The organism is Citrobacter sp. On2M (genome assembly GCF_018035235.1).
GTDB lineage: Bacteria > Pseudomonadota > Gammaproteobacteria > Enterobacterales > Enterobacteriaceae > Citrobacter > Citrobacter meridianamericanus.
In genome coordinates, this window is the sequence record NZ_WPCV01000005.1 from 235,588 (window position 1) to 261,753 (window position 26,166).

Sequence of the window (26,166 nt, forward strand, 5' to 3'; positions counted from 1 at the left end):
CAGGTCTGTAGGTCTGATAAGCGCGCCATCCGGCAATTCACATTATTCCCAGAAATCCCGCGCTGGATCGAGCACCGGGCGAATAATGCCCGCACGCACCGTAAAGTCACCGAAGCCTTCACCCGCTTCGCGCTCTTTCGCCCAGCGCCCGACAAGCTCATCGATGGAATCAAGAATTTCCGGCTCGGTGATGTTCTCGCGGAACATACGCGGAATACGTGTGCCGATACGGTTACCGCCCAGATGCAGGTTATAGCGACCCGGCGCTTTCCCCACCAGCCCCAGTTCCGCCAGCATCGCGCGACCGCAGCCGTTCGGACAACCGGTAACGCGCATCACGATATGCTCGTCGGGAATGCCGTGTTTTTCCAGAATCGCTTCCACTTTATCCGTGAACGATGGCAGGAAGCGTTCGGCTTCAGCCATCGCCAGCGGACAAGTCGGGAACGACACGCAGGCCATCGAGTTTTCACGCTGCGGTTTTACCGCATTCATCAGTCCATGATCGCGCGCCAGCTTCTCTACCTTCGTCTTCTGGCTTTCCGGTACGCCAGCGATGATCAAGTTCTGGTTGGCAGTGATGCGGAAATCGCCTTTGTGGATCTTCGCGATCTCCAGCAGCCCCGTTTTCAGCGGACGGCCTGGATAATCCAGAATACGGCCATTTTCAATAAACAACGTCAGGTGCCAGTTATTGTCGATCCCTTTCACCCAACCGATGCGATCGCCGCGGCCAGTGAACTCGTACGGGCGGATCGGCTCAAATTTGATCCCCGCGCGACGCTCAACTTCTTCCTTGAAGGTATCGACGCCGACGCGCTCAAGGGTGTATTTGGTTTTAGCGTTTTTACGGTCGGTACGGTTACCCCAATCGCGCTGAGTCGTGACCACCGCTTCTGCCACCGCCAGGGTGTGCTCCAGCGGCAGGAAGCCGAATTCGCTCGCGGTGCGGGCATAGGTTTTCTTGTTGCCGTGCTCGATTGAGAGACCGCCGCCGACCAGTAGGTTAAAGCCTACCAGCTTGCCGTTTTCGGCAATCGCCACGAAGTTCATGTCGTTGGCGTGCAGATCGATATCGTTCTGCGGCGGGATCACCACCGTGGTTTTAAACTTACGCGGCAGATAGGTCGCCCCGAGGATCGGTTCTTCATCGGTAGTAGCAACTTTTTCCTGATCGAGCCAGATCTCCGCATAGGCGCGCGTGCGCGGCAGCAGATGTTCAGAAATTTTCTTCGCCCACTCGTAAGCTTCCGCATGCAGCTGCGACTCATATGGGTTAGAGGTGCACAGCACGTTACGGTTCATGTCGTTGGCGGTCGCCAGTGCGTCCAGCCCGACCGAATGCAGCATCTGATGCACCGGCTTGACGTTCTTCTTCAGAATGCCGTGGAACTGGAAGGTCTGACGGTTGGTCAGACGGATGCTGCCGTAAATCGTGTTGTCAGCGGCGAATTTGTCGATCGCCTTCCACTGGGTGGTGGTGATCACTCCGCCCGGCAAACGGCAGCGCAGTAGCATCGCGTGGCGCGGCTCCAGCTTCTGCTCGGCACGTTCGGCACGAATATCGCGGTCGTCCTGCTGGTACATACCGTGGAAACGGATCAGCAGGAAGTTATCGCCGTGGAAACCGCCGGTGAGACCGTCGTTGAGATCTTCCGCGATGGTGCCGCGCAGGAAATTACTTTCACGCTTCATGCGCTCGGCGTCAGTCAGTTTGCCTTCGACCACCAAAGGTCCTGGGTGTTTTTCGCTCATTAGTAGACATCTCGCTGATAACGGCGCTCAATGCGCAGCTCACTTAAAAATTCATCCGCCGCTTCGATATCCATTGCACCGAATTCAGCAATCACTTCCAGCAACGCCTGCTCAACGTCTTTCGCCATGCGATTGGCGTCGCCGCAGACATAAATGTGGGCACCGTCGTTAATCCAGCGCCACAGTTCCGCGCCCTGTTCGCGCAGTTTGTCTTGTACGTAGATTTTTTCTTTTTGATCGCGAGACCAGGCGAGATCGATCCGGCTCAACACGCCCTCTTTGACGTAGCGCTGCCATTCGACCTGGTAGAGGAAATCTTCGGTGAAATGCGGGTTGCCGAAGAACAACCAGTTTTTACCTTCCGCGCCATCGGCCGCACGCTGCTGCATAAAGGCGCGGAACGGTGCGATACCTGTACCCGGGCCAATCATGATCACTGGCGTCTGCGGGTTCGCCGGTAGACGGAAGTTGTCGTTATGCTCGATGAAGACGCGGACTTCGCCCTCTTCTTCCACGCGGTCGGCGAGGAAACTGGAGGCACCGCCAGCGCGGGCGCGCCCCTCAATGTCGTAACGCACCACTCCTACGGTGATGTGTACTTCGCTTTCCACTTCCGCCTGAGAAGAGGCAATGGAGTACAAACGCGGGGTCAGCGGGCGCAGAAGATCAACTAACGTCTCAGCGTCCAGTTGTGCTGGGGAGAAACGCACCATATCAACGATTGGCGTGGTCGCGGCGTAATGCTGCAATTGCGTTTTATCGCCCACCAGCGGCAGCAGCGACTCACTGCGCGTCAGCGTGGCGTAGTTTTCCACGATATTTGCAGTGTTGACCGTCAGCTCGAAATGCCACTGCAACGCTTCGGCCAGAGGCAGCGTTTTGCCATTAACCGTTACCGGTTCATCGCCCTTCAGCCACAGCAGTTCAACCAGCTCTTTGACCAGCGCGGGATCGTTCTGATACCACACGCCCAGCGCGTCGCCGGGCTGATAGCGCAGACCGGAATCGCCGAGATCGATTTCGATATGGCGCACATCTTTTAGTGAGTCGCGACCGGTGATTTTCTGATTCACCGCAAGTGACGCCGCCAGCGGCGCTTCTTTGGTATACGGGCTGGTGTGAACTTCGTTTACCGCACCGCTCGCCGCAACTTGCACAGACGGTACAGCCGGCGCACGCGCTTTCAGAACCTCAACCAGACGCTCGCGCCACTGCGCGGCAGCGACCTGGTATTCGACATCAGCATCCACCCGATCCAGCAGACGCTCACCGCCCAGTTCAGCCAGTTTACTGTCGAAATCTTTACCGGCCTGGCAGAAGAATTCATAGGAGGTATCGCCCAAACCAAACACGGCAAAAGCAGTGTTCTCAAGCTTCGGCGCTTTTTTCGAGAACAGATATTTATGCAACGCCACGGCTTCTTCCGCCGGTTCACCTTCCCCTTGCGTCGATGCCACCACGATCAGCAGTTTTTCATTGGCGATTTGTTTGAATTTATAGTCGCCAGCGTTGATCAGAGTGACATTGAGCTTCGCAGCGATAAGATCATCACGCAGGGCTTCCGCCACTCGACGCGCATTACCGGTTTGCGAGGCGGAGATAAGCGTAATACCAGGAATTTGAGCGGCAGGCGCTGGTGCCACCGCATTGCTGCCTGGCTGCTGATTCAGCACGCCCCAGAAATAGCCAGAAACCCACGCGAGCTGTGCGGGAGTGAAGTCAGTCGTGGCTGCCTGAAGGCGTGCCAGTTGCTCCGGGTTTAGCGGTAGCAAAGCGGAAGGTGGGGCCTGTGTCGTCATGCGTTGTCATGTTCCAGTAAGCAAAGCGGATTTCAGCAATAAAACCCAAACTGAAGATAAGGTTAACGGCGGGGATAGTAACAATTAAAGAAGGGATAGAAATAACAAATAACCAAATGGACTAACCTGTTTTAGTTATAGTCATTAACGACAAAAACGATTTAATAACTATATGATATTTAAAAAGTTATTAAACATTAACAGCGTAAATATAGCGTTCTGATGCTTAGCGCCCTTTTAACTAATGATAAAAATTGTACTTTACGGTACCCTACGGCGGTTTTTCGCATTCTTGAGAGTAAAAAATGTCCACCACCTTGTTTAAAGATTTCACCTTCGAAGCCGCTCATCGCCTGCCACATGTATCAGAAGGGCATAAATGTGGTCGCCTGCATGGTCACTCATTTATGGTGCGTCTTGAAATTACCGGTGAAGTCGATCCGCATACCGGTTGGATCATGGATTTTTCTGAGTTAAAAGCGGCGTTTAAGCCGACCTACGACAGACTCGATCACTATTATCTGAACGATATTCCTGGCCTAGAAAACCCAACCAGTGAAGTGCTGGCAAAATGGATTTGGGATCAGGTTAAACCGATTGTCCCTCTGCTGAGTGCCGTAATGGTGAAAGAGACCTGCACAGCGGGCTGCGTGTATCGCGGCGAGTGATTGTAGTATTACCGGATAGGGACGCATCGCGGTCTTATCCGGTCTGTAATGACCAGCAAACTGTGGCCGGGTAAGTGAAATCCCCCGGCAGAATTATCAGGCTATATTCAGATACTTATGAGTCTGCATCGACAGACGCCAGTTGCGCGCAATACAGGTTTCAATACATAAACGCGTCGCATCTTCTTTCTGACTGATTGGCTGCAAGGCAATGATGCGCGGTTTGTCGTCGCTCAACGTTGCCAACAGTTCATCCAGCGCTTCAATATCGCGAACGCGACCAACCGGATGTTTGATTTCATTCGCGCGCTCCAGCGCCTGTGACAGCACATCATAGCCGCCACGCATATTTACCTTCGGTGATACAGTCACCCAGGTATTCGGCGTACAGCGCACTTCGTGGGTACCGCTGGTTTCAATCTGGCAACTAAAGCCGTTCTTTTCCAGCAGATCAGTCAGCGGCATCAGGTCATGAATGCAGGGCTCACCACCGGTTATCACCACATGACGGGCGGTATAGCCCTGGCGCTGAATGACCGCCAGCAGATCTTCACTGCTCGCCGCCCCCCATTTATCGCTCTCTTTGGTCTTAGCCAGGATGCTGTACAGGGAAACTTCCCGATCCTCAAGCTTATCCCAGGTGTGTTTGGTATCGCACCAGGCACAGCCAACCGGGCATCCCTGTAAACGAATAAAAATGGCGGGGACGCCGGTAAAGTAACCCTCACCTTGCAGGGTCTGGAACATCTCGTTAATCGGGTACTGCATAGCGCTCTCAATATGGGGATAAACGATAATTATCGCAGATCCCCGCCAAAGTATCATGCCCCATCGATGCTTTACGAGGCGATCGCCGCGACAAAGCGCGCCGTTATCTGCTGCGGACGCGTGATAGCCCCCCCAACCACTACGGTATGGGCGCCTAATGCCAGGCATCGTGCGGCACGTTCCGGAGTATCGACGTTTCCTTCTGCCACGACAGGCACGCTGACCGCCGCCAATACCTCACGCAAAAAACCGCAGTCGTTTTCCGCCAGCACATGCCCGGCAGTGTCTGCGGTATAGCCATAGAGCGTGGTGCCGACGCAGTCAAAACCCAAACGTTCGGCTGTCGCAGCCTCGTCTATTGTGGCGATATCCGCCATCAGCAGCACAGACGGGTAGCGAGCGCGGATTTGCATAACTAATTCTTCCAGCGTTTGTCCACCAGGGCGCAGGCGCGCTGTCGCATCCAGAGCAATAATCTCCGGCTCAACGGTCATCAGCTCGTCCACTTCCTGGAGCGTGGCCGTGATAAACACATCACTGCCCGGATAATCGCGCTTGATAATCCCAATCACCGGCAGGGAGACGCTCTCTTTGATCGCGCGAATATCCACCACGCTGTTCGCACGAATACCTACCGCGCCGCCCTGCGCTGCCGCCAGCGCCATACGCGACATAATAAACGGACTGTGCAGGGGCTCATTTTCCAGCGCCTGGCAGGAGACGATTAATTTACCTTTCAGGGAATCCAGTACAGTTTTCATTACGATAAGATCTCTTCGACTTCGTTTTTAATGATGGTGACATGCGGGCCATAAATCACCTGAACACCGTTGCCGCGAATAATTACACCACGCGCTCCGGTCGCTTTCAGCGCAGCTTCATCTACCTTGCTGCTCTCTTTCACCGTCACACGTAAGCGCGTGGCGCAACAGTCCACCTCTTCCAGATTCTCTTTGCCTCCCAGCCCGGCGATGACTGCCGCTGCGCGTTCAGTTTGCGGCAGACCGGATTCAATCGGGGTTACGTTTTCACGGCCAGGCGTCAGCCAGTTAAAGCGGTTAATCAAATAGCTGAAGGTGAAGTAGTAAAGGAAGAACCACGGGATCCCCACCAAGGGGACGTACATCCAGTTGGTTTTAGCTTCCCCCTGTAGTACGCCAAAAAGTAGGAAATCGATAAGTCCCCCCGAAAAGGTTTGCCCGATGGTGATATGTAAAATATGCGCCATCATAAACGCCAGACCATCGAAAAAGGCGTGAATGACGTATAACACGGGGGCGACAAACAGGAAGGAGAACTCGATAGGCTCAGTGATCCCTGTCAGGAAAGAGGTCAGCGCCGCTGACAGCAATAGTCCAGCGACAAGCTTTCTATTCTCTGGTTTTGCAGTATGGTACATCGCAAGACATGCGCCAAGCAGGCCGAACATCATTGTGATAAAGCGCCCGGACATAAAGCGCGAGGTACCCGCATAGAACTGCTGCGTATTCGGATCGGCAAGTTGGGCAAAGAAAATTCGCTGCGTACCTTCAACCAACTGGCCGTTGACGATTTCACTCCCGCCAAGCGCTGTAGTCCAGAACGGCAAATAAAAGATATGGTGTAACCCCAGTGGGCCAAGCATACGCAGGATGAAGCCGTAAAGTAATGTGCCCAGATAACCGGTCGCATCCACCAGACCACCCAGTCCAAAAATGAGTTTCTGGAAATGCGGCCAGACCACCGTCATGACGGCACCCACGACTATCGCAGCAAGGGAGCTAATAATCGGTACAAAGCGTGAACCGCTGAAGAAACCAAGAAACTGAGGCAGCGAGACTTTATTGAAACGGCTATGCAGCGCGCAGGTGACAAGCCCAATCACCACCCCACCAAATACGCCCGTTTCCAGCGTCTGAATACCCAACGTCATCCCCTGGCCTACGGCACCTGGATTCTCGTGTGCCAGCGTTCCGTTAAGCGTCAATAAGGCGTTGATGGTGGCATTCATCACCAGAAATGCCAGCAACGCCGCGAGCCCGGCAGTGCCTTTATCTGTCTTCGCCAGCCCCACCGCGACACCCACCGCAAAGAGCACCGACAGATTGGCAAACACAATGGAACCGGCACTGGTCATGATTGTGAAGATTGCCTGCAACCAGTCGACATCCAAAAACGGATAAGCCGTTAATGTATTTGGATTCGACAGCGCACCACCAATCCCTAACAACAATCCGGCAGCGGGCAATACCGCAATCGGCAGCATGAACGATTTGCCAAACCGTTGCGCTTTTTCAAACCATGCCCCTGATGAGGCGCCGCTAAACATTTGCATCATTTTTTCATCTCTCCCGATCAATGATGAAAATTTTTACCATATTTATTTTTAAAAATGAAAATTATCATCAAAAACCAGGAAGCCGATCATACTTTTTTAAAATGACTGGCATCTCTCCCCTGCTTTCCGCCACACTATCAGCAGAGAAACGCATTAAGGATTTTGCATGTCAGAAAATGAAAACCTGCTGCTAAGATTGCGCCAGAGCGTTGATGGATATAGCCGAACACAGCAAAAGCTGGGTGAGTTCGTGCTCAGCGATCCGGCAAAAGTTGTCTACCTGACGATTACCGAACTGGCGCGCGAAAGCGATACCAGCGAGGCAAGCGTTACGCGCCTGTGCCGTACGCTGGGGTGTAAGGGTTACAACGAATTTAAGATGGCGCTCGCGCTCGATCTCCAGCAAGAACAGCCGGTAGAGCACAGCGGTGATGAAATTGACAATGTAGTCAATGAATCCGTACAAGCGCTGCAGGACACAGCAAAATTACTCGACAGGACATTACTGGAAGCTGCTGCTCTGGCGCTACATCAGGCTCAGTCGGTACAGATTTATGGCGTGGCTGCCAGCGCCATTCTGGGGGAGTATTTACATTACAAGCTCCTGCGTCTGGGCAAACCCGCGCAACTGTTCAGCGACATGCACCGCGCAGCCATGAATGCCACTACGCTTAGCAAAAACACGCTCGTGGTAGCGATATCCAGTTCTGGCTCTACCCGCGATCTGCTGCACGTCGTAAAACTGGCGCGTAAGCAAGGCGTGCGCGTGCTGGCACTGAGTAATACGCCACGCAGTCCGCTGGCCTCGCTGAGCGATATTCAACTGGTCGCAGCCAAACCAGAAGGTCCATTGAGTGCTGGCGCGCTAAACGCCAAAGTGGGAGTAATGCTGTTGGTAGAACTGCTCACCACATCGCTGATTGCGCTGGATGAAAAGTACAGTGATGTGAGCCAGCAAACCGCCAGCGCGACCTTACCGCTACTGCTTTAAAGACATAAAAAAACCCGCCGCAGCGGGTTTTTACGTTAAGAGCTAAAGAACAGGATTAAGCCTGACCTTTGATCTCTTTACGACCGTTGTACGGTGCTTGTTCACCCAGAGCTTCTTCGATACGAATCAGCTGGTTGTACTTAGCAACGCGGTCAGAACGGCTCATAGAACCGGTTTTGATCTGGCCTGCAGCGGTACCAACAGCCAGGTCAGCGATGGTAGCGTCTTCAGTTTCGCCAGAACGGTGAGAGATGACAGCGGTGTAGCCAGCGTCTTTCGCCATTTTGATCGCAGCCAGAGTTTCGGTCAGAGAACCGATCTGGTTGAATTTGATCAAGATGGAGTTAACGATGCCTTTTTCGATGCCTTCTTTCAGGATCTTGGTGTTGGTTACGAACAGGTCGTCACCAACCAGCTGGATTTTGTCGCCCAGTACTTTAGTCTGGTATGCGAAACCATCCCAGTCAGACTCGTCCAGACCATCTTCGATGGACACGATCGGGTACTGTTTGGTCAGTTCTTCCAGGAAGTGGGTGAATTCTTCAGAGGTGAACGCTTTGTTGCCTTCGCCAGCCAGAACGTATTTACCGTCTTTGTAGAATTCAGACGCTGCACAGTCCATCGCCAGAGTGATGTCTTTGCCCAGCTCGTAGCCAGCTGCTTTAACCGCTTCAGCGATTACGGACAGAGCTTCAGCGTTGGAACCCAGGTTCGGCGCATAGCCGCCTTCGTCACCCACTGCAGTGTTCATACCTTTGGCTTTCAGAACTTTAGCCAGGTTGTGGAACACTTCAGAACCCATACGTACAGCTTCTTTCAGGGTTTTAGCGCCAACAGGCTGAATCATGAATTCCTGGATGTCGACGTTGTTGTCAGCGTGCTCACCACCGTTGATGATGTTCATCATCGGAACCGGCATGGAGTATTTGCCCGGAGTGCCGTTCAGTTCAGCGATGTGAGCATACAGCGGCAGGCCTTTAGCGGCGGCAGCAGCTTTAGCAGCAGCCAGAGAAACAGCCAGGATGGCGTTTGCACCGAAGTTGGATTTGTTTTCAGTACCGTCCAGATCGATCATGATCTTGTCGATGCCAGCCTGATCTTTAGCATCTTTACCCAGCAGAGCCTGAGCAATCGGGCCATTCACAGCTGCAACAGCTTTCAGTACGCCTTTACCCATGAAACGGGATTTGTCGCCATCGCGCAGTTCCAGTGCTTCGCGGGAACCAGTAGAAGCACCTGACGGAGCTGCTGCCATACCAACGAAACCACCTTCCAGGTGTACTTCGGCTTCAACAGTCGGGTTACCACGGGAGTCGATGATTTCACGACCGATGATTTTAACGATTTTGGACATTAGATTTTCCTCAGTACAAGTTAAACTAAAACTCCAGACAAACAATGCACCCTGAAGGGTGCATTGCCGTTCTAACTTATTTACTTCTTACTTCGCCTGACGCTTCTGATGTTCACTGGCGGCTTTCACAAAGCCGGCAAACAGCGGGTGTCCATCACGTGGCGTGGAAGTAAATTCCGGGTGGAACTGACAGGCCACGAACCACGGATGATTCGGTACCTCAATGATCTCGACCAACTGATCATCACCGGAACGGCCTGCAATACGCAGACCCGCAGCTTCAATCTGTTTCAACAGCATATTGTTGACTTCGTAGCGGTGGCGATGGCGTTCAACAATTGTCGGCGCGCCGTACAGTTGACGAACCAAGCTATCGTCGCTCAACTGACACTGCTGCGCGCCAAGGCGCATTGTGCCGCCCAGATCGCTCTTCTCGGTACGGACTTCGACGTTACCGTCTTCATCGCGCCATTCGGTAATCAGAGCTACCACCGGATACTTACAGTCTGGCACAAATTCCGTGGAGTTGGCGTTGTCCATACCCACTACGTTACGTGCAAACTCAATCAACGCAACCTGCATACCCAGGCAAATGCCCAGATAAGGAATATTGTTCTCACGCGCAAAGCGCGCTGTCGCGATTTTACCTTCAACACCACGGTAGCCGAAGCCGCCTGGGATCAGGATTGCATCAAGACCTTTCAGGATCTCAACGCCGCGCGTTTCGACATCTTGCGAATCGATCAGCTTGATGTTGACGGTGACACGATTCTTCAGACCACCGTGCTTCAGTGCCTCGATAACTGACTTATAGGCATCCGGCAGTTCAATGTACTTGCCGACCATACCGATAGTCACTTCGCCTGCCGGATTCGCTTCTTCGTAGATAACCTGTTCCCATTCTGACAGATTAGCTTCCGGACAGTTCAAGCTGAATCGTTTACAAATATAATCGTCAAGGCCCTGGGATTTCAACAGGCCCGGAATTTTATAGATGGAATCGACATCTTTCAGAGAAATCACCGCTTTTTCCGGAACGTTACAGAATAATGCAATTTTTGCACGTTCATTAGCCGGAACTGCGCGATCGGAGCGACAAATCAGGATATCTGGCTGAATACCGATAGAAAGCAACTCTTTTACCGAGTGCTGAGTCGGTTTAGTTTTGACTTCACCTGCCGCCGCCATGTACGGAACCAGCGTCAGATGCATAAACAGCGTGTGCTCGCGGCCAATTTCTACGGCCATCTGGCGAATCGCTTCAAGGAACGGCAGAGATTCGATATCCCCAACGGTTCCGCCGATTTCAACCAGAACAACATCATGACCTTCACCGCCTTCCAGAACGCGTTCTTTAATGGCATTCGTGATGTGCGGGATAACCTGAACGGTAGCGCCCAGGTAGTCGCCACGGCGTTCTTTACGCAGAACGTCGGAGTAAATACGACCCGTGGTGAAGTTGTTGCGGCGACTCATTTTAGTACGAATGAAACGCTCGTAGTGACCCAGGTCCAGGTCGGTTTCAGCGCCGTCTTCGGTAACGAACACTTCCCCGTGTTGGATTGGGCTCATAGTACCTGGATCAACGTTGATGTACGGATCCAGTTTCATCATGGTCACATTGAGGCCACGGGCTTCAAGAATGGCTGCCAGGGAGGCTGCGGCAATGCCTTTTCCCAGAGAGGATACGACCCCGCCGGTCACAAAAATATAGTTCGTTGTCATGCTGGACCTGAGAAGTTAGGGTGAAACGATGGAATTACCAAGACGGGAAAGTAGTATACCCGAACATGACGAGCGCCACAAACTTTCATTATTCCTCCTCTTCACCAGGCTCACATTAACATCGGGAGTGAGAAAATAGCCCCTTTGGGGTAAATGTTTTTGACGTAAATCAAGCGCTTGTTATTTAAAAAATCACACAAATCGCCCTTGACCGACGAAATCCCTTAGAGATCAATTTCCTGCCGTTTTACCTGTTGCCAGACTTCTTCCATAGTTTCCAGATCAACACCAGTCATTTCCAGACCCCGAGCCGCCACAATTCGTTCAACCTCACGAAAACGTCGCTCAAATTTCTCGTTCGCTTTTTGCAATGCGGTCTCTGCTTTAGTGCCTAAATGGCGCGCCATATTGACCGTGGCAAACAGCAGATCGCCCATTTCCTCCTCCAGTTTAGCCTGGTCGACAACAGCCTGCCTCGCCTCAAACATGACTTCATCGATCTCTTCGTAAACCTTGTCGACAACCGGTCCTAATGTTTTCCAGTCGAAGCCAACATTTGAGCAGCGTTTCTGGATTTTTTGTGCACGCATTAACGCCGGTAAACTACGGGGAATATCGTCGAGTGCGGAATGCTGTGCCTTCTCAGCGCGCTCTTCGGTTTTGATTTGCTCCCAACGGGTTAGCACCTCGGTGCTGTTACTGGCAGAAACATCAGCAAAAACATGCGGGTGGCGACGTTCAAGCTTATCGCTTATCGCTGCACAGATATCATCAAAGTTGAAGCGCCCTTCTTCCTGCGCCATCTGGGCATAAAATACCACCTGAAACAGCAGGTCACCCAGTTCTCCACGCAGGTCATCGAAGTCTTCACGCGCAATCGCGTCCAGCACTTCATAGGTTTCTTCGAGAGTGTAAGGGGCAATAGTGGCGAATGTCTGCTCTTTGTCCCACGGACAGCCGTTTTCCGGATCACGCAGGCGCTGCATTATACCGAGCAGCCGATCGATTTGGTTCATGTGACAATCCTGGAGATTTGAGTAACTGTAGGCCGGATAAGGCATTTATGCCGCCATCCGGCCTACGTTCGTATTAATTACCGTGCAGACGGCGTGCGTCGATCACATCCGGCACCTGGTTAAGCTTGCCGAGCACGCGTCCGAGCACCTGCAGGTTGTAGATTTCGATGGTCATATCGATGGTGGCAAGCTGTTGTTTGGTATCACTCCGGCTGGCAACGCCCAGCACGTTCACCTTCTCGTTGGCAAGAATAGTGGTGATATCACGCAACAAGCCGCTGCGATCGTTAGCCTGGACGCGAACCACCAGCGAATATCCTGCCGAGTAGCTTTCGCCCCAAACCGCGTCAACAATACGTTCCGGCGCATGCGAGCGCAGTTCATTCAGCTGTTCGCAATCCGCCCGGTGGACCGAAATACCACGTCCTTGAGTGATAAACCCGACAATTTCATCACCTGGAATCGGCTGGCAACAGCGAGCGATGTGGTGCATCAGATTACCCACCCCTTCAACCACCACGCGACCATCGTCTTTACGGCGGCTCTGCGGCGCTTGCGTTTTCTGCTGGAGCTGTTTCAGCGCGGCGGCATCCTGCTCTGCAGCGCTTGGCTTATTAAACTGCGCCTGCAGGAAGTTCACCATCTGGTTAAGGCGGATGTCGCCTCCACCAATCGCCGCCAGAAGCTCATCCAGTTCATTGAAGCTGTAGCGCGGCAGCAGGTGCTTTTCCGCTTCTTTCAGGCTAATACCTAAATGCGCCAGCTCATCGTCGAGGATCTGGCGACCCGCCAGGATATTTTTATCGCGATCCTGTTTACGGAACCAGGCGTGGATCTTCGAACGCCCACGACTGGTGGTCACGTAGCCGAGGTTAGGATTCAACCAGTCGCGGCTTGGGTTTGGCTGTTTCTGGGTGATAATTTCAATTTGATCGCCCATCTGCAGTTGGTAAGTAAATGGTACGATGCGCCCGCCAATTTTCGCGCCAATGCAACGGTGTCCCACATCGCTGTGGATGTGATAAGCAAAATCGAGCGGCGTGGAGCCTGCAGGCAGATCTACAACGTCGCCTTTCGGCGTAAAGACGTAAACCCGGTCATCAAAGACCTGGCTACGGACTTCATCCAGCATTTCGCCGGAATCAGCCATCTCTTCCTGCCAGGCGATCAGTTTACGCAGCCATGCGATACGATCTTCATGACCGGAGCGTGCCGCGCCTGAGGCTGTGCCCTCTTTGTATTTCCAGTGCGCAGCAACGCCCAGTTCGGCATCTTCGTGCATCTGTTTGGTGCGGATCTGAATTTCAATGGTTTTCCCGCCCGGCCCCAGCACAACCGTATGGATTGACTGGTAGCCGTTGGGTTTCGGGTTCGCGACGTAGTCATCGAACTCATCCGGCAGATGGCGATAGTGAGTATGTACTATTCCGAGCGCGGCGTAGCAATCCTGTAAACGCTCCGCCACGATACGCACCGCGCGCACATCGAACAGTTCATCAAAGGCTAACTGTTTTTTCTGCATTTTGCGCCAGATGCTGTAGATGTGCTTCGGACGTCCGTAAACTTCGGCTTTGACGCCTTCCGTTTTCATCTCTGAGCGCAAATGACCGACGAATTCATCAATGTAGTGTTCGCGATCGATACGACGTTCATGCAGCAGCTTGGCAATACGTTTGTATTCAGCCGGGTGCAGATAACGGAAGCAGTAATCTTCCAGCTCCCATTTTAACTGCCCAATACCCAACCGGTTAGCCAGCGGGGCATAGATATTGGTGCACTCTTTTGCTGCCAGAACGCGTTCATCTTCCGGTGCGTCTTTCACTTCACGCAGATGAGCAATGCGCTCCGCCAGCTTGATGACCACACAGCGGAAATCATCCACCATAGCCAGCAGCATGCGGCGGACGTTATCGACCTGCTCGGAAGAGACTGAATCGGTATGCGTGGCTTTAAGCTGGCGTATCGCCGCCATGTCACGCACGCCGTGGATAAGATGAACAATGGATTTGCCCACGCTCTCGCGCAGGATGTCTTCACTGACGACGTTGGCATCAGCCAGAGGGAAAAGCATTGCTGCGCGCAACGTGTCGATATCCATGCTCAACATAGAGAGGATTTCTACCATCTCCACGCCACGCCACAGCAGCAGCTCTGCATCCGGATGCCCCTGTGTTTGCTGCAGGCAGTACGCCCAGGTTTCGGCTAAGCGTTCACACGACTGCTGGCTGGAGATCCCCAGACTCGCGATCCATTTCTTTGGATCAAACTCACCAGCTTTATTTAAATGTGCACTTCTTACCGCAACCATCGTCCTCTCCTTAAGGGGCATGGCCTGTCGAAGTCGACAAGCCGAACCCATTGTTTTTCACACAGCATTACAACCCGAAATCCAATGGGTATTAAGTTCATTACAAACGCTCAAACAGGACCATTGATTCCAGGTGTCCTGTGTGCGGGAACATATCGAGCATCGCCAGCCGCCGGATGGCATATCCCGCATTGAGCAAAGCATCGCTGTCACGAGCCAGCGTTGCCGGGTTACAGGATACATAAACAACGCGTATAGGTTCTAATTTTATAATATGTTGCATCACACCAGCAGCACCCGCACGCGCAGGATCGAGCAAAACTTTGTCGAATCCGTTTTTAGCCCAAGGCTGCCGGGTAACATCTTCCTCAAGGTTTTCATGAAAGAATGTCACATTGTGTAATCCGTTATTCAGCGCATTTTCCCGGCCTTTTTCCACCAGCGCCGGTACCCCTTCCACGCCGACCACGCTTGCAGCTCGGGTCGCCAGCGGCAGAGTAAAATTGCCCATTCCGCAGAACAGATCGAGCACACGCTCTCCTGGTTGAACATCGAGCCATTCCAACGCTCGGGCCACCATTTGCTGGTTTACCCCTTCATTGACCTGAATAAAATCACGCGGGCTGAAGGTTAACCGTAGTCCATTTGAATCATACCAGGGCGATTCTTCTGATATTGATTCCAGTATCTCGCTTTGCGGGGCCAGAAACAAAGACAGCCCCTGAGAATGCGAAAAGCATTCCAGTTTTTCTTTATCCACAGCACTTAATGGCGCCGTGTGGCGCAAAATCATCAGGGTTCCGCTCCCTGCCTGCACCAGTTCGACATGCCCAAGATGGCGTAACCCTTGTAGACTTTCCAGGCACGCCCTGATGTGGGGCAATAGCGCCTCAAGCTGGGGCACCAAAACAGGGCATTGTTTGACATCGATAATGTCGTTAGAGCCGGATTTGCGAAAACCCATCTGCAATTTTTGCTCTTTTGGCCGATAGCTCAGGCTCAAACGTGCACGGCGACGATAGCCCCACGGCGTATCAGCTATAACATCCGACACTTCACATTTCATTAAATGCGACAACGCCGCGCTTTTACTACGCTGCTGTAACGAGATGCTGGCATGCTGTTGCTGGCAGCCACCGCACACGCCAAAATGCGGGCAACGAGGCACTTCACGCTCAGGGCTGTTGTTCAAACGTCGTTTTACTTGCGCGCGGGCGAACTGTTTTTTATCTTCGGTAATCACCACCTCGGCGCTTTCCTGAGGTAGCAATTCCGGTATAAACAACGCCTTTCCGTTATGGCGAGCAACACCCTGACCAAAAGGATCGAGGTCATTGACGGTAACGGTTATGATCTGACGCGTCGTCACGCGTCGTTTTGCAGAGTAGAATTGCGCCATCGACGAGATATGTCTCTTTTTAACAGTGTGACCCTAATTGTCCCATAACGGAACTCCATGACCAACTACAGCCTGCGTGCACGCATGATGATTCTGATCCTGGCCCCGACCGTCCTGATTGGTTTGCTGCTCAGTATCTTTTTTGTTGTGCATCGCTATAACGACTTGCAGCGTCAACTGGAAGATGCTGGCGCCAGCATCATTGAGCCACTCGCGGTCTCAAGCGAATATGGCATGAACCTGCAAAACAGGGAATCCATCGGCCAACTGATCAGCGTACTGCATCGTCGCCATTCCGATATCGTGCGGGCAATTTCTGTCTATGACGAAAATAACCGACTGTTTGTCACATCCAATTTTCATCTCGATCCGTCTGAAATGCAGCTGGCTACCGGGTCACCGTTTCCCCGTAAGCTGAGCGTCACGCGACTCGGAGATATCATGATCCTGCGCACCCCGATTATCTCGGAAAGGTATTCGCCGGATGAATCTGCCTTAAGCGACGCGAAAAATGACAAAAATATGTTGGGATACGTGGCGCTGGAGTTAGACCTTAAGTCAGTAAGATTGCAGCAGTATAAAGAGATTTTTATCTCCAGCGTAATGATGCTGTTTTGTATCGGGATTGCGTTAATTTTTGGCTGGCGCCTGATGCGCGACGTGACCGGCCCGATTCGCAATATGGTGAATACCGTTGACCGAATACGACGAGGACAGCTCGATAGCCGCGTGGAGGGTTTCATGCTGGGCGAGCTGGATATGCTCAAAAATGGTATTAACTCGATGGCGATGTCACTTGCGGCCTACCATGAAGAGATGCAGCACAACATCGATCAGGCCACCTCTGATCTGCGCGAAACGTTGGAACAGATGGAAATCCAGAACGTCGAACTGGATCTGGCTAAAAAGCGGGCCCAGGAAGCGGCGCGTATTAAGTCTGAGTTTCTGGCTAACATGTCGCACGAGCTGCGAACCCCGCTCAATGGCGTGATTGGTTTCACCCGTCTGACACTAAAAACCGAGCTCAACTCCACGCAGCGCGATCACCTGAATACGATTGAACGCTCGGCCAACAATCTGCTGGCCATCATCAATGATGTGCTCGACTTCTCCAAACTTGAGGCGGGCAAGCTGATTCTGGAAAGTATCCCATTCCCGCTGCGCAGCACACTCGATGACGTCGTCACGCTGTTAGCGCACTCATCCCACGATAAAGGGCTTGAGCTGACGCTGAATATTAAGAATGACGTACCGGACAACGTCATCGGCGATCCGCTGCGCTTACAGCAGGTGATCACTAATCTGGTCGGCAATGCCATCAAATTTACCGAAGGCGGTAATATCGATATATTGGTCGAGAAACGCGCGCTCAGTAATACAAAAGTACAAATTGAAGTGCAAATCCGCGATACCGGAATTGGTATCCCCGAGCGCGATCAGTCACGCCTGTTCCAGGCCTTCCGCCAGGCGGATGCCAGTATTTCCCGCCGCCACGGCGGTACCGGACTGGGCCTGGTCATTACGCAAAAACTGGTCAATGAAATGGGCGGAGATATCTCCTTCCACAGTCAGCCGAACCGGGGATCCACGTTCTGGTTCCATATCAGCCTCGATCTCAACCCTAACGTTCTCATTGATCGCTCAACCACGCTTTGTCTGGCCGGTAAGCGACTGGCTTACGTCGAACCTAACGCCACTGCAGCACAATGCACATTAGATATCTTGAGTGAAACGCCGCTGGAGGTGATTTACAGCCCTTCATTCTCTGGGCTGCCGAAGGATCACTACGATATTCTGTTGCTTGGCGTACCGGTCACGTTACGCGAACCGCTCACCATGCAGCATGAGCGCCTGGCAAGCGCAGCGGCGATGACCGACTTTTTGTTACTGGCCTTGCCTTGCCATGCGCAAATTAACGCCGAGAAATTGAAACAGGGCGGCGCGGCGGCGTGCCTGTTGAAACCGCTCACCTCAACCCGTTTACTGCCTGCATTGACAGAGTATTGTCAACTGAACCACAACATAGATCCGCTGTTGTCAGACGAGAGCAAAATCGCGATGACCGTCATGGCAGTGGACGACAACCCGGCGAACCTCAAGCTTATTGGCGCACTGCTGGAGGATAAAGTGCAGCAAGTTGTGCTCTGCGACAGCGGGCACCAGGCAGTGGATCGCGCCAAACAGATGCAGTTTGATCTGATCCTGATGGATATTCAGATGCCAGACATGGACGGTATTCGCGCCTGCGAGCTGATCCACCAGCTTCCTCATCAACAACAGACGCCGGTCATTGCGGTCACCGCGCATGCTATGGCCGGGCAGAAAGAGAAGTTGCTCAGCGCCGGGATGAACGATTACCTGGCTAAGCCTATCGAGGAAGATAAGCTACATAATCTGCTGTTACGCTATAAACCCGGCGCAAGCGCAGCGCTTAGGGCGCTCGCCGTTGACCCCGTTGAGCCGATCGTCAATCCGAATACCACGCTCGACTGGCAGTTGGCATTAAGACAAGCCGCAGGTAAAAACGATCTGGCGCGGGATATGCTGCAAATGCTGCTCGATTTTCTGCCCGAGGTACGTAATAAAATTGAAGAACAGCTGGTCGGTGAAAACCCTGAAGGGCTGGTGGATATGATCCATAAGCTGCACGGTAGCTGCGGTTATAGCGGCGTTCCCCGCATGAAAAACCTGTGTCAGCTTATTGAGCAGCAATTACGTAGCGGGACCAAAGAAGAAGAGCTGGAACCTGAGTTTTTAGAGCTTCTGGATGAAATGGATAACGTTGCCCGTGAAGCAAAGCGCTTATTAGGGTAAAAATCGCCGGATGCGGAATGAGCACCGCATCCGGCCTGAAAATTCAACGTAATTGCTGCCCTGCTTTGAGCGTCGCAGCCACGTTTCGCGCTGTCATTCGGACATTCTCACTCGCGTTCTTCAACGCCTCATCCAGCGTACAAATGGTATAGATAACGCTGAAAACTGCATCCAGCCCATGCTCATGCACAACACCGACATCGGCCGTCAGGCTACCAGCAATACCAATCACCGGTTTGTTATAACGCTTTGCAACTTTTGCCACGCCAACCGGAACCTTACCGTGAATGGTCTGGCTGTCGATGCGTCCTTCACCAGTAACCACTAAGTCCGCATCCGCAACGCAGGCGTCAAGATGTAACGCATCCGTCACTATCTCAATACCGCAGCGTAGCTGTGCGCCACAGAAGGCATACAGCGCCGCCCCCATACCACCAGCAGCACCACCGCCGGCCAGATCCAGCACGTTGACGTCCAGATCGCGAGCGATCAGCTGCGCATAGTGCGAAAGCGCCCGATCGAGGCGGGTAATCATCTCCGGCGTCGCCCCCTTTTGCGGGCCAAAAACCGCAGAAGCGCCCTCTTCACCGGTCAACGGGTTGGTGACATCGCAAGCCACTTCAATACGACACGCGGCAAGGCGCTGGTCTAACTGAGATATATCAATCCGCGAGAGCGATTCGAGGCCAGCACCGCCATGGCCAATATCGTTATCTTGCGCATTCAGCAATTTTGCTCCCAGCGCTTGTACCATCCCCGCGCCGCCATCATTGGTGGCGCTGCCGCCAATCCCGATAATGATATGCTCAACGCCAGCGTCCAGCGCATGACGGATTAACTCCCCGGTTCCCCAGGAAGTGGTTTTCAGCGGATCGCGTAACCCCACGGGAACTTGCTCCAGCCCACTGGCGGCAGCCATTTCGATAAACGCCGAACGCTCATCACCAGATAAACCGTAAAATGCCCGAATCGTGTTGCCCAAAGGGCCGGTAACATCAACATGCACAAGGTGACCTTGTGTTGCGGCAACCATCGCTTCGACCGTTCCCTCACCGCCGTCGGCGACCGGGAGCTTCACGTAATCCGCGTCAGGCCAGATCTCACGAAATCCCATCTCAATAGCCGTTGCCACTTCAAGCGCACTCAAACTTTCCTTATAGGAATCCGGTGCGATTACTATTTTCATAAAGCATCCTTACGCATGTTGACTGTGTTAAGCATACACCAGGAGAAAAACCGCCCACCGATTGGGAGCGGTCCCAGCTCACTTAGCGTACCATGCACGGACGCTTATTATCAAACGTCCAGTTAGGGATCAGATACTGCATGCCCATCGCATCATCACGCGCCCCCAGCCCATGTTGCTGATACAGCTCGTGGGCTTTCATCACCTGATCCATATCCAGCTCCACACCCAGACCCGGTTTTGCCGGTACCTGCACCATGCCGCCTTTAATCTCAAACGGCTCTTTGGTCAGGCGTTGGTTACCTTCCTGCCAGATCCAGTGGGTATCGATCGCGGTAATTTTGCCCGGAGCCGCCGCCGCAACATGCGTAAACATCGCCAGTGAAATATCAAAGTGGTTGTTAGAGTGCGAGCCCCAGGTTAACCCGAATTCATGGCACATCTGCGCCACGCGGACAGAACCCTGCATCGTCCAGAAATGCGGGTCCGCCAGCGGGATGTCCACTGACTGCAATGACAGGGTATGCCCCATCTGACGCCAGTCGGTGGCGATCATATTGGTGGCGGTCGGCAGGCCAGTGGCACGACGGAATTCCGCCATGACTTCACGACCGGAGAAGCCCTGCTCGGCGCCACAAGGATCTTCCGCATACGCCAGCGATCCTTTCAGGTACTTACCAATTTTAATCGCTTCATTTAGCGACCACGCGCCGTTTGGATCCAGCGTCACGCGGGCCTGCGGGAAACGCTTCGCCAGCGCAACGATAGATTCCGCTTCCTCTTCCCCGGCCAGCACGCCGCCTTTCAGTTTAAAGTCGTTGAAACCATACTTCTCATACGCAGCTTCCGCCAGGCGCACTACCGCATCCGGAGTCATCGCCTCTTCATGACGCAGGCGATACCAGTCGCACTTCTCATCCGGCTGACTCTGGTACGGCAGCGGCGTCGCTTTACGGTTGCCGACAAAGAACAGATAACCCAGCATTTCAACTTCGCTACGCTGTTGTCCGTCACCCAGCAGAGAGGCGACGTTAACACCCAAATGCTGACCCAGCAGATCCAACATGGCCGCTTCGATCCCGGTAACCACATGAATAGTGGTACGTAAATCAAAGGTCTGCAAACCGCGACCGCCCGCATCACGATCGGCAAAAGTATTGCGTACCGCATTCAGCACGTTTTTGTATTCACCTAACGTTTTGCCTACCACCAGCGGGATCGCATCTTCCAGCGTTTTGCGGATTTTTTCTCCGCCGGGAATTTCACCCACGCCGGTGTGGCCGGAGTTATCTTTGATAATCACAATATTACGCGTGAAGAATGGAGCATGTGCGCCGCTCAGGTTCATCAGCATACTGTCATGACCCGCAACCGGGATCACCTGCATCGCGGTCACGACTGGGGTAGTAAATTGTGCGCTCATCATTAAGTCCTTATTCAAAATTAGTGGCGGCCGAAAACGGGACGTTTACGGTCAAAAGTCCATCCGGGGATCAGATACTGCATTGGACCCGCGTCATTACGCGCGCCGCCGGGCAGTCTCTTGTAGGCTTCATGAGCCTTGTTAACCTGATCCCAGTCCAGCTCTACGCCCAGTCCAGGCGCGTCAGGAACAGCAATTTTCCCGTTCTTAATCTCCAGCGGATTTTTGGTCAGACGGCAATCGCCCTCCTGCCAGATCCAGTGGGTATCGATAGCCGTCGGGGTGCCCGGCGCAGCGGCGCCAACGTGGGTGAACATCGCCAGCGAAATATCAAAATGATTGTTAGAGTGGCAGCCCCAGGTCAGTCCCCAGTCATCGCATAACTGTGCCACGCGTACCGCGCCGGAAAGGGTCCAGAAGTGCGGATCGGCCAGCGGAATATCGACTGAGTTCAGCATCACCGCATGGCCCATCTCACGCCAGTTGGTGGCTATCATGTTCGTTGCTACCGGTAAACCAGTTGCACGGCGGAACTCGGCCATCACTTCGCGCCCGGAAAAGCCCTGTTCAGCGCCGCACGGATCTTCGGCGTAGGTCAGCACATCGTTCAGGCCTTTACACAGGGAGATGGCCTCATCCAGCAACCAGGCACCGTTGGGATCAACCGTAATACGCGCATCCGGGAAGCATTTTTTCAGCGCACGAGCGGTGTCGATTTCCTGCTCGCCAGGCAGTACACCGCCTTTGAGTTTGAAGTCTTTAAAACCGTAGCGATCCTGAGAAGCCTGGGCCAGACGTACCACGGCTTCGCTATTCATTGCGTGCTGGTGACGCAGGTGATACCACTCATGGTTTCCCGGCGTGCTTTCCAGATACGGTAAATCGGTCTTTGTGCGATCGCCCACGTAGAACAGATAGCCGAGCACGGTGACCGCATCGCGCTGCTTGCCCGACCCTAAAAGTTCACAGACCGGTACGTTGAGCGCCTTGCCCAACAGGTCGAGCAGCGCCGCTTCCAGCGCTGCCACCGCGTTTACCCGTAGCTCAAACGTCCAGGCGCCTTTGCCAAAGGTGTCAAAATCAGCGGCCTGATTACCTTTGTGCACCTGCTGAACCACCTTATTCAGGCGCGCGACTTCCTGACCCAAAACCATCGGAATAGCGTCAACCAGCGTCTGATAAATCACTTCGCCGCCCGGCGCTTCACCGACGCCGGTATTGCCGGCGTTATCGGTAAGAACCACAATATTGCGGGTGAAATATGCATTGTGCGCACCGCCAATATTTAGCAGCATGCTGTCATGACCGGCCACCGGGATGACCTTCATATCGGTAATAACGGGGCTTGATTGTGTTGTCATCATCATTGTCCTGCGACAGGTTTCAGTTCGATACGTTTAATATCACCCACCAGCACCAGATAGCTCACCACCGCAATCAGCGCATGCACCCCGACGTAAATCAACGCGCCGTTAAACGAGCCGGTGGTCCCTACGATGTAGCCGATAGCAATTGGCGTGACGATGCCGGAGATGTTGCCAAACATGTTGAACAAACCGCCGCTCAGACCGCTGATCTCTTTAGGTGCAGTATCAGCCATCACCGCCCAGCCCAGGGCACCGATACCTTTGCCGAAGAAGGCCAGCGCCATAAAGCCGATGATCATCCACTCCACGTTGACGTAGTTACAGAACACCATCACCATCGACAGCAGCATGCCGAGTACGATTGGCGTTTTACGGGCGATATTCAGCGAACCGGTACGACGCATCAGCCAGTCGGAAATAATGCCCCCGAGCACGCCGCCTGCAAATCCGCAAATGGCCGGAACCGAAGCGACAAAACCGGCTTTCAAAATCGACATACCGCGAGCCTGCACCAGATAAACCGGGAACCAGGTGATAAAGAAGTAGGTCAGCGCGTTAATGCAGTATTGCCCGATGTAAATACCGATCATCATCCGTGAGCCCAGCAGCTGTTTGATTTGCCCCCACTTCACGCTGAACGGCACTTTAGCTTTGGCGGCCGCCTGATCCATGTTGATCAGCGCCCCGCCTTCAGCAATGTACTCCAGCTCTTTTTGGTTTACGCCCGGGTGCTGGTTTGGTTCATGAATCACCTTCAGCCAGATAAAGCTGATAACAATCCCTAGGCCGCCCATAAAGAAGAACACATGCGACCAGCCCACTTCGTGGGTCAGCCACCCCATGATTGGCGCAAAAATAACGGTGGCAAAGTACTGCGCAGAGTTAAAGATTGCGACTGCCGTGCCCCTCTCCTGTGCCGGGAACCATGCCGCAACTATCCGACTATTGCCAGGGAAGGAAGGTGCTTCAGCTAAACCGACAAGGAATCGCAACGTAAACAGCGCAACGATAATGCCGAAGCCGCTAAAGATATCGACGAAGCCCTGCAGCAGGGTAAACATGGACCAGATAAAGATGGACCAGAAATAAACACGTTTTGAACCGAAGCGGTCGAGCAACCAGCCGCCAGGGATCTGACCGATAACATAGGCCCATGAGAATGCGGAGAAGACGTACCCCATCCCGACGGCATCCAGGCCAATGTCTTTGGCCATCTCCGAACCGGCAATAGATAAAGTGGCGCGATCGCCGTAGTTAAAGGATGTGACGATAAACAACATCACCACTATCCAGTAGCGAGCGTTAGTGCGTTTTTCCGCGCTGCTCGCCGCCTGACTTAATGAACTCATTGTTGCACTCCTGAATCTTGGCTGTCGCCAGTTCATTCTGTACAGCACCTGTAGGGTGATCAGAATGAGAGGTTAGTGTGTGGCAGTTTTGGTACAGCTCAGGGCCGTTTTATTCTGACTCGCTGCCTTTCCGGGAACTGACGGGAAAAGTATATGAAGGAGTGGCTCTTACCCTCACCGTGCATGAACACAACATTAGAGAGGCAGTAAGAATTTGTTTGGGGCATAAGCCCAAAGCAGTGGAAGTTAGTTCACGTAATTGGGGTTTTATTGCCGGGTGGCGGCTTCGCCTGACCCGGCCTACGGTTCAAATGGGGGTTGTATGCCCGTACGGGCGAGAGATTATTTGAGCAAGGTTCCCCAGTTTTCTACCCAGGGGTTGGATTCGCTTTCTGGTTCAGGATGTTCGCTGGCGTCAATCAGCAACATTTCCCCCACGCGCTGTGCGCTTTGCTCCTGTAACAGCGCATCAAACTGTTTGCCACCATTGCAGAAATTAACGTAGCTGCTGTCGCCCAGCGCAATGACTCCGTAATGCAGATTAGGCTGGAAACCGAGATTATCTTTGATCCCCTGAAACAGCGGCACGATGCTATCGGGCAGATCGCCCTGCCCGGTCGTTGAGGTCACCACCAGCACATATTTATCCTGATATACCTGCCAGTCGCTGAGCTCCGGATCTTCAAACACCGTGGCTTTATGACCCTGTGCCGTCAAAATTGCCTCGGCCTCTTCAGCAACCAGCAGTGCGTTTCCGTACATCGTGCCGACAAAAATTCCAATTTCCGCCATAACCGTAATCTCCTGGGACTTAAGAATCTATCTGCTCATCCTGACCTGACCGCTCGACGAACTCAACCCTTTCATTCTCAGGGAGAAGTCCACGCCAGCCAAATTGTGACAATGCCTGCATCCAGACGTCATCCAGCCCGGCGCGAATAACCAGCGGTTCGCCGGTGAAAGGATGGGTCAGCGCAAGCTGGCTGGCATGCAGCATTAATCGCTGACAACCGAAATGCTCCGCGGCGCTGCGGTTTTGCCGTAAATCACCGTGCTTGCTGTCGCCAATAATCGGATGGCGCAAGTGCGCCAGATGGCGTCTGAGCTGGTGTTTTCGACCGGTTTTAGGATCCAGCTCCACCAGTCCATAACGGGTGGTCGGATAACGTCCGGTCGCCACCGGCATTTCTACCGTTGCCAGGCCGCGATAATGGGTGACGGCAGGCTGTGGGCCTTTATCATCACGGGCAAACTTATCGGCGATCTTATCCAGCTCTTCTACCAACGGGTAATCCAGCACGGCCTCATCCATCAACCAGCCACGCACAATCGCATGATAGCGCTTGTGAATTTTATGCTCTTCAAACTGCTGGGACAGCAACCGTCCGGCTTCGCTGGATAGCCCCATCAGAAGTACGCCGGAGGTTGGTCTGTCGAGTCGATGGGCGGTAAAAACGTGCTGACCAATCTGGTCGCGCACCGTTTGCATCACCACCACTTTTTCATCCCGGTCGAGCCAACTGCGGTGAACCAGCCAGCCAGATGGTTTATTGACTGCAACCAGCCATTCGTCCTGATAGAGAATCTCCAGCATCAGGCGTTATCACTGGTAAACAGCGCATCCAGCTCCTGCAATGCCGCCAGGAGAATTTCGCGTTGCGGGTGATCGGCAGCCAACGCCATTTCGTAATACGGTGCGACGGCAAAAGCCTGCGGAAGCGGCTGCGCGTTATCGAGCAGCATATGCATGCGCGGAATCAATACCCATTGCAGCCACTCAACCGGCTCCATGGTATCCATACAAAAAGGCTGCGTGCTGGTAAACAGATGCTCTGCGGGCTCATCCATCCGCCAGTGATGATGTTCACGCAGTAGCGCTTCAAGCGTGTGTAACTGCTGGCGCACACGGTCATGAGTCGTCATGAAA

At 53.3% G+C, this 26,166-nt stretch carries 20 protein-coding genes; 3 read left to right on the forward strand and 17 right to left on the reverse strand.

Translation table 11 applies throughout. The features are described 5' to 3' along the window. Window positions 1-42: 42 nt before the first annotated feature. The gene (gene cysI, locus On2M_RS19120) at window positions 43-1,755 is read right to left on the reverse strand and encodes an assimilatory sulfite reductase (NADPH) hemoprotein subunit (protein WP_210905316.1); all 1,713 of its coding nucleotides are present in this window, start codon (window positions 1,753-1,755) and stop codon (window positions 43-45) included. After that, on the reverse strand, window positions 1,755-3,554 hold the full coding sequence (cysJ, locus tag On2M_RS19125) for an NADPH-dependent assimilatory sulfite reductase flavoprotein subunit (RefSeq protein WP_210905317.1): 1,800 nt from the start codon (window positions 3,552-3,554) through the stop codon (window positions 1,755-1,757). The genes cysI and cysJ overlap by 1 nt, the downstream gene beginning before the upstream one ends. A 305-nt stretch (window positions 3,555-3,859) precedes the next feature. On the opposite strand from cysJ, the gene queD reads away from it, so the two are divergent. Beyond that, complete coding sequence (queD, locus tag On2M_RS19130; RefSeq protein ID WP_210905318.1) at window positions 3,860-4,222, forward strand: 6-carboxytetrahydropterin synthase QueD; 363 nt, start codon at window positions 3,860-3,862, stop codon at window positions 4,220-4,222. Between the two features lie 96 nt (window positions 4,223-4,318). Here queD and queE read toward each other — a convergent pair whose 3' ends face one another. From queE to On2M_RS19145, 3 genes are all read right to left on the reverse strand, one after another. Next, window positions 4,319-4,990, reverse strand: coding sequence for a 7-carboxy-7-deazaguanine synthase QueE (gene queE, locus On2M_RS19135; RefSeq protein ID WP_187253124.1), 672 nt, complete (start codon window positions 4,988-4,990; stop codon window positions 4,319-4,321). 71 nt (window positions 4,991-5,061) lie between these two features. Then, the gene (locus tag On2M_RS19140) at window positions 5,062-5,751 is read right to left on the reverse strand and encodes an N-acetylmannosamine-6-phosphate 2-epimerase (protein ID WP_210905319.1); all 690 of its coding nucleotides are present in this window, start codon (window positions 5,749-5,751) and stop codon (window positions 5,062-5,064) included. Next, window positions 5,751-7,307, reverse strand: a complete 1,557-nt coding sequence (locus tag On2M_RS19145) for a maltose/glucose-specific PTS transporter subunit IIC (protein WP_210905320.1) — start codon at window positions 7,305-7,307, stop codon at window positions 5,751-5,753. The genes On2M_RS19140 and On2M_RS19145 overlap by 1 nt, the downstream gene beginning before the upstream one ends. Window positions 7,308-7,473: 166 nt before the next feature. On the opposite strand from On2M_RS19145, the gene On2M_RS19150 reads away from it, so the two are divergent. Further along, entirely contained in the window at window positions 7,474-8,298 is an 825-nt protein-coding gene (locus tag On2M_RS19150) for a MurR/RpiR family transcriptional regulator (protein ID WP_151218247.1), read from the forward strand. Window positions 8,299-8,353: 55 nt separating this feature from the next. Here the strand turns inward: On2M_RS19150 and eno are convergent, their stop codons facing one another. From eno to rlmD, 5 genes are all read right to left on the reverse strand, one after another. Next, the gene (eno, locus tag On2M_RS19155) at window positions 8,354-9,652 is read right to left on the reverse strand and encodes a phosphopyruvate hydratase (RefSeq protein WP_151218248.1); all 1,299 of its coding nucleotides are present in this window, start codon (window positions 9,650-9,652) and stop codon (window positions 8,354-8,356) included. 87 nt (window positions 9,653-9,739) lie between these two features. After that, complete coding sequence (pyrG, locus tag On2M_RS19160) at window positions 9,740-11,377, reverse strand: glutamine hydrolyzing CTP synthase (protein ID WP_003034127.1); 1,638 nt, start codon at window positions 11,375-11,377, stop codon at window positions 9,740-9,742. 224 nt (window positions 11,378-11,601) lie between these two features. Beyond that, window positions 11,602-12,393 carry a nucleoside triphosphate pyrophosphohydrolase gene (gene mazG, locus On2M_RS19165; RefSeq protein ID WP_151218249.1) on the reverse strand — a complete coding sequence of 264 codons (792 nt, stop codon included), beginning with the start codon at window positions 12,391-12,393 and terminating at the stop codon, window positions 11,602-11,604. 73 nt (window positions 12,394-12,466) lie between these two features. Further along, complete coding sequence (gene relA, locus On2M_RS19170) at window positions 12,467-14,701, reverse strand: GTP diphosphokinase (protein WP_151218250.1); 2,235 nt, start codon at window positions 14,699-14,701, stop codon at window positions 12,467-12,469. Window positions 14,702-14,801: 100 nt separating this feature from the next. Beyond that, window positions 14,802-16,100, reverse strand: coding sequence for a 23S rRNA (uracil(1939)-C(5))-methyltransferase RlmD (rlmD, locus tag On2M_RS19175; RefSeq protein WP_210905321.1), 1,299 nt, complete (start codon window positions 16,098-16,100; stop codon window positions 14,802-14,804). Between the two features lie 57 nt (window positions 16,101-16,157). Between rlmD and barA the strand changes: the two genes are divergently transcribed. Further along, window positions 16,158-18,914 (forward strand): two-component sensor histidine kinase BarA, encoded by a 2,757-nt coding sequence (gene barA / locus On2M_RS19180; RefSeq protein ID WP_210905322.1) that lies wholly within the window; start codon window positions 16,158-16,160, stop codon window positions 18,912-18,914. 43 nt (window positions 18,915-18,957) lie between these two features. Here barA and On2M_RS19185 read toward each other — a convergent pair whose 3' ends face one another. From On2M_RS19185 to On2M_RS19215, 7 genes are all read right to left on the reverse strand, one after another. Beyond that, window positions 18,958-20,100, reverse strand: a complete 1,143-nt coding sequence (locus On2M_RS19185) for a glycerate kinase (protein ID WP_151224275.1) — start codon at window positions 20,098-20,100, stop codon at window positions 18,958-18,960. Window positions 20,101-20,182: 82 nt separating this feature from the next. Beyond that, window positions 20,183-21,523: a glucarate dehydratase gene (gudD, locus tag On2M_RS19190; protein WP_151218254.1), complete on the reverse strand. Its 1,341-nt coding sequence runs from the start codon at window positions 21,521-21,523 to the stop codon at window positions 20,183-20,185. A gap of 20 nt (window positions 21,524-21,543) precedes the next feature. After that, on the reverse strand, window positions 21,544-22,884 hold the full coding sequence (locus tag On2M_RS19195; protein ID WP_210905323.1) for an enolase C-terminal domain-like protein: 1,341 nt from the start codon (window positions 22,882-22,884) through the stop codon (window positions 21,544-21,546). Between the two features lie 2 nt (window positions 22,885-22,886). After that, complete coding sequence (gene gudP, locus On2M_RS19200) at window positions 22,887-24,239, reverse strand: galactarate/glucarate/glycerate transporter GudP (RefSeq protein ID WP_003034105.1); 1,353 nt, start codon at window positions 24,237-24,239, stop codon at window positions 22,887-22,889. A 342-nt stretch (window positions 24,240-24,581) separates the two neighbouring features. After that, window positions 24,582-25,031, reverse strand: a complete 450-nt coding sequence (locus On2M_RS19205) for a flavodoxin (RefSeq protein ID WP_003846536.1) — start codon at window positions 25,029-25,031, stop codon at window positions 24,582-24,584. Between the two features lie 19 nt (window positions 25,032-25,050). Continuing rightward, window positions 25,051-25,833: a tRNA pseudouridine(65) synthase TruC gene (gene truC, locus On2M_RS19210; RefSeq protein WP_151218256.1), complete on the reverse strand. Its 783-nt coding sequence runs from the start codon at window positions 25,831-25,833 to the stop codon at window positions 25,051-25,053. Continuing rightward, window positions 25,833-26,162, reverse strand: coding sequence for a YqcC family protein (locus tag On2M_RS19215; RefSeq protein ID WP_151218257.1), 330 nt, complete (start codon window positions 26,160-26,162; stop codon window positions 25,833-25,835). The genes truC and On2M_RS19215 overlap by 1 nt, the downstream gene beginning before the upstream one ends. Window positions 26,163-26,166: the final 4 nt, after the last annotated feature.

What these genes read in the sequence shown, in the direction of transcription:
- cysI (WP_210905316.1), bottom strand. Translation starts at nt 1,755, where the DNA reads ATGAGCGAAAAACACCCAGGACCTTTGGTGGTCGAAGGCAAACTGACT.
- cysJ (WP_210905317.1), bottom strand. Translation starts at nt 3,554, where the DNA reads ATGACGACACAGGCCCCACCTTCCGCTTTGCTACCGCTAAACCCGGAG.
- queD (WP_210905318.1), top strand. Translation starts at nt 3,860, where the DNA reads ATGTCCACCACCTTGTTTAAAGATTTCACCTTCGAAGCCGCTCATCGC.
- queE (WP_187253124.1), bottom strand. Translation starts at nt 4,990, where the DNA reads ATGCAGTACCCGATTAACGAGATGTTCCAGACCCTGCAAGGTGAGGGT.
- On2M_RS19140 (WP_210905319.1), bottom strand. Translation starts at nt 5,751, where the DNA reads ATGAAAACTGTACTGGATTCCCTGAAAGGTAAATTAATCGTCTCCTGC.
- On2M_RS19145 (WP_210905320.1), bottom strand. Translation starts at nt 7,307, where the DNA reads ATGATGCAAATGTTTAGCGGCGCCTCATCAGGGGCATGGTTTGAAAAA.
- On2M_RS19150 (WP_151218247.1), top strand. Translation starts at nt 7,474, where the DNA reads ATGTCAGAAAATGAAAACCTGCTGCTAAGATTGCGCCAGAGCGTTGAT.
- eno (WP_151218248.1), bottom strand. Translation starts at nt 9,652, where the DNA reads ATGTCCAAAATCGTTAAAATCATCGGTCGTGAAATCATCGACTCCCGT.
- pyrG (WP_003034127.1), bottom strand. Translation starts at nt 11,377, where the DNA reads ATGACAACGAACTATATTTTTGTGACCGGCGGGGTCGTATCCTCTCTG.
- mazG (WP_151218249.1), bottom strand. Translation starts at nt 12,393, where the DNA reads ATGAACCAAATCGATCGGCTGCTCGGTATAATGCAGCGCCTGCGTGAT.
- relA (WP_151218250.1), bottom strand. Translation starts at nt 14,701, where the DNA reads ATGGTTGCGGTAAGAAGTGCACATTTAAATAAAGCTGGTGAGTTTGAT.
- rlmD (WP_210905321.1), bottom strand. Translation starts at nt 16,100, where the DNA reads ATGGCGCAATTCTACTCTGCAAAACGACGCGTGACGACGCGTCAGATC.
- barA (WP_210905322.1), top strand. Translation starts at nt 16,158, where the DNA reads ATGACCAACTACAGCCTGCGTGCACGCATGATGATTCTGATCCTGGCC.
- On2M_RS19185 (WP_151224275.1), bottom strand. Translation starts at nt 20,100, where the DNA reads ATGAAAATAGTAATCGCACCGGATTCCTATAAGGAAAGTTTGAGTGCG.
- gudD (WP_151218254.1), bottom strand. Translation starts at nt 21,523, where the DNA reads ATGAGCGCACAATTTACTACCCCAGTCGTGACCGCGATGCAGGTGATC.
- On2M_RS19195 (WP_210905323.1), bottom strand. Translation starts at nt 22,884, where the DNA reads ATGACAACACAATCAAGCCCCGTTATTACCGATATGAAGGTCATCCCG.
- gudP (WP_003034105.1), bottom strand. Translation starts at nt 24,239, where the DNA reads ATGAGTTCATTAAGTCAGGCGGCGAGCAGCGCGGAAAAACGCACTAAC.
- On2M_RS19205 (WP_003846536.1), bottom strand. Translation starts at nt 25,031, where the DNA reads ATGGCGGAAATTGGAATTTTTGTCGGCACGATGTACGGAAACGCACTG.
- truC (WP_151218256.1), bottom strand. Translation starts at nt 25,833, where the DNA reads ATGCTGGAGATTCTCTATCAGGACGAATGGCTGGTTGCAGTCAATAAA.
- On2M_RS19215 (WP_151218257.1), bottom strand. Translation starts at nt 26,162, where the DNA reads ATGACGACTCATGACCGTGTGCGCCAGCAGTTACACACGCTTGAAGCG.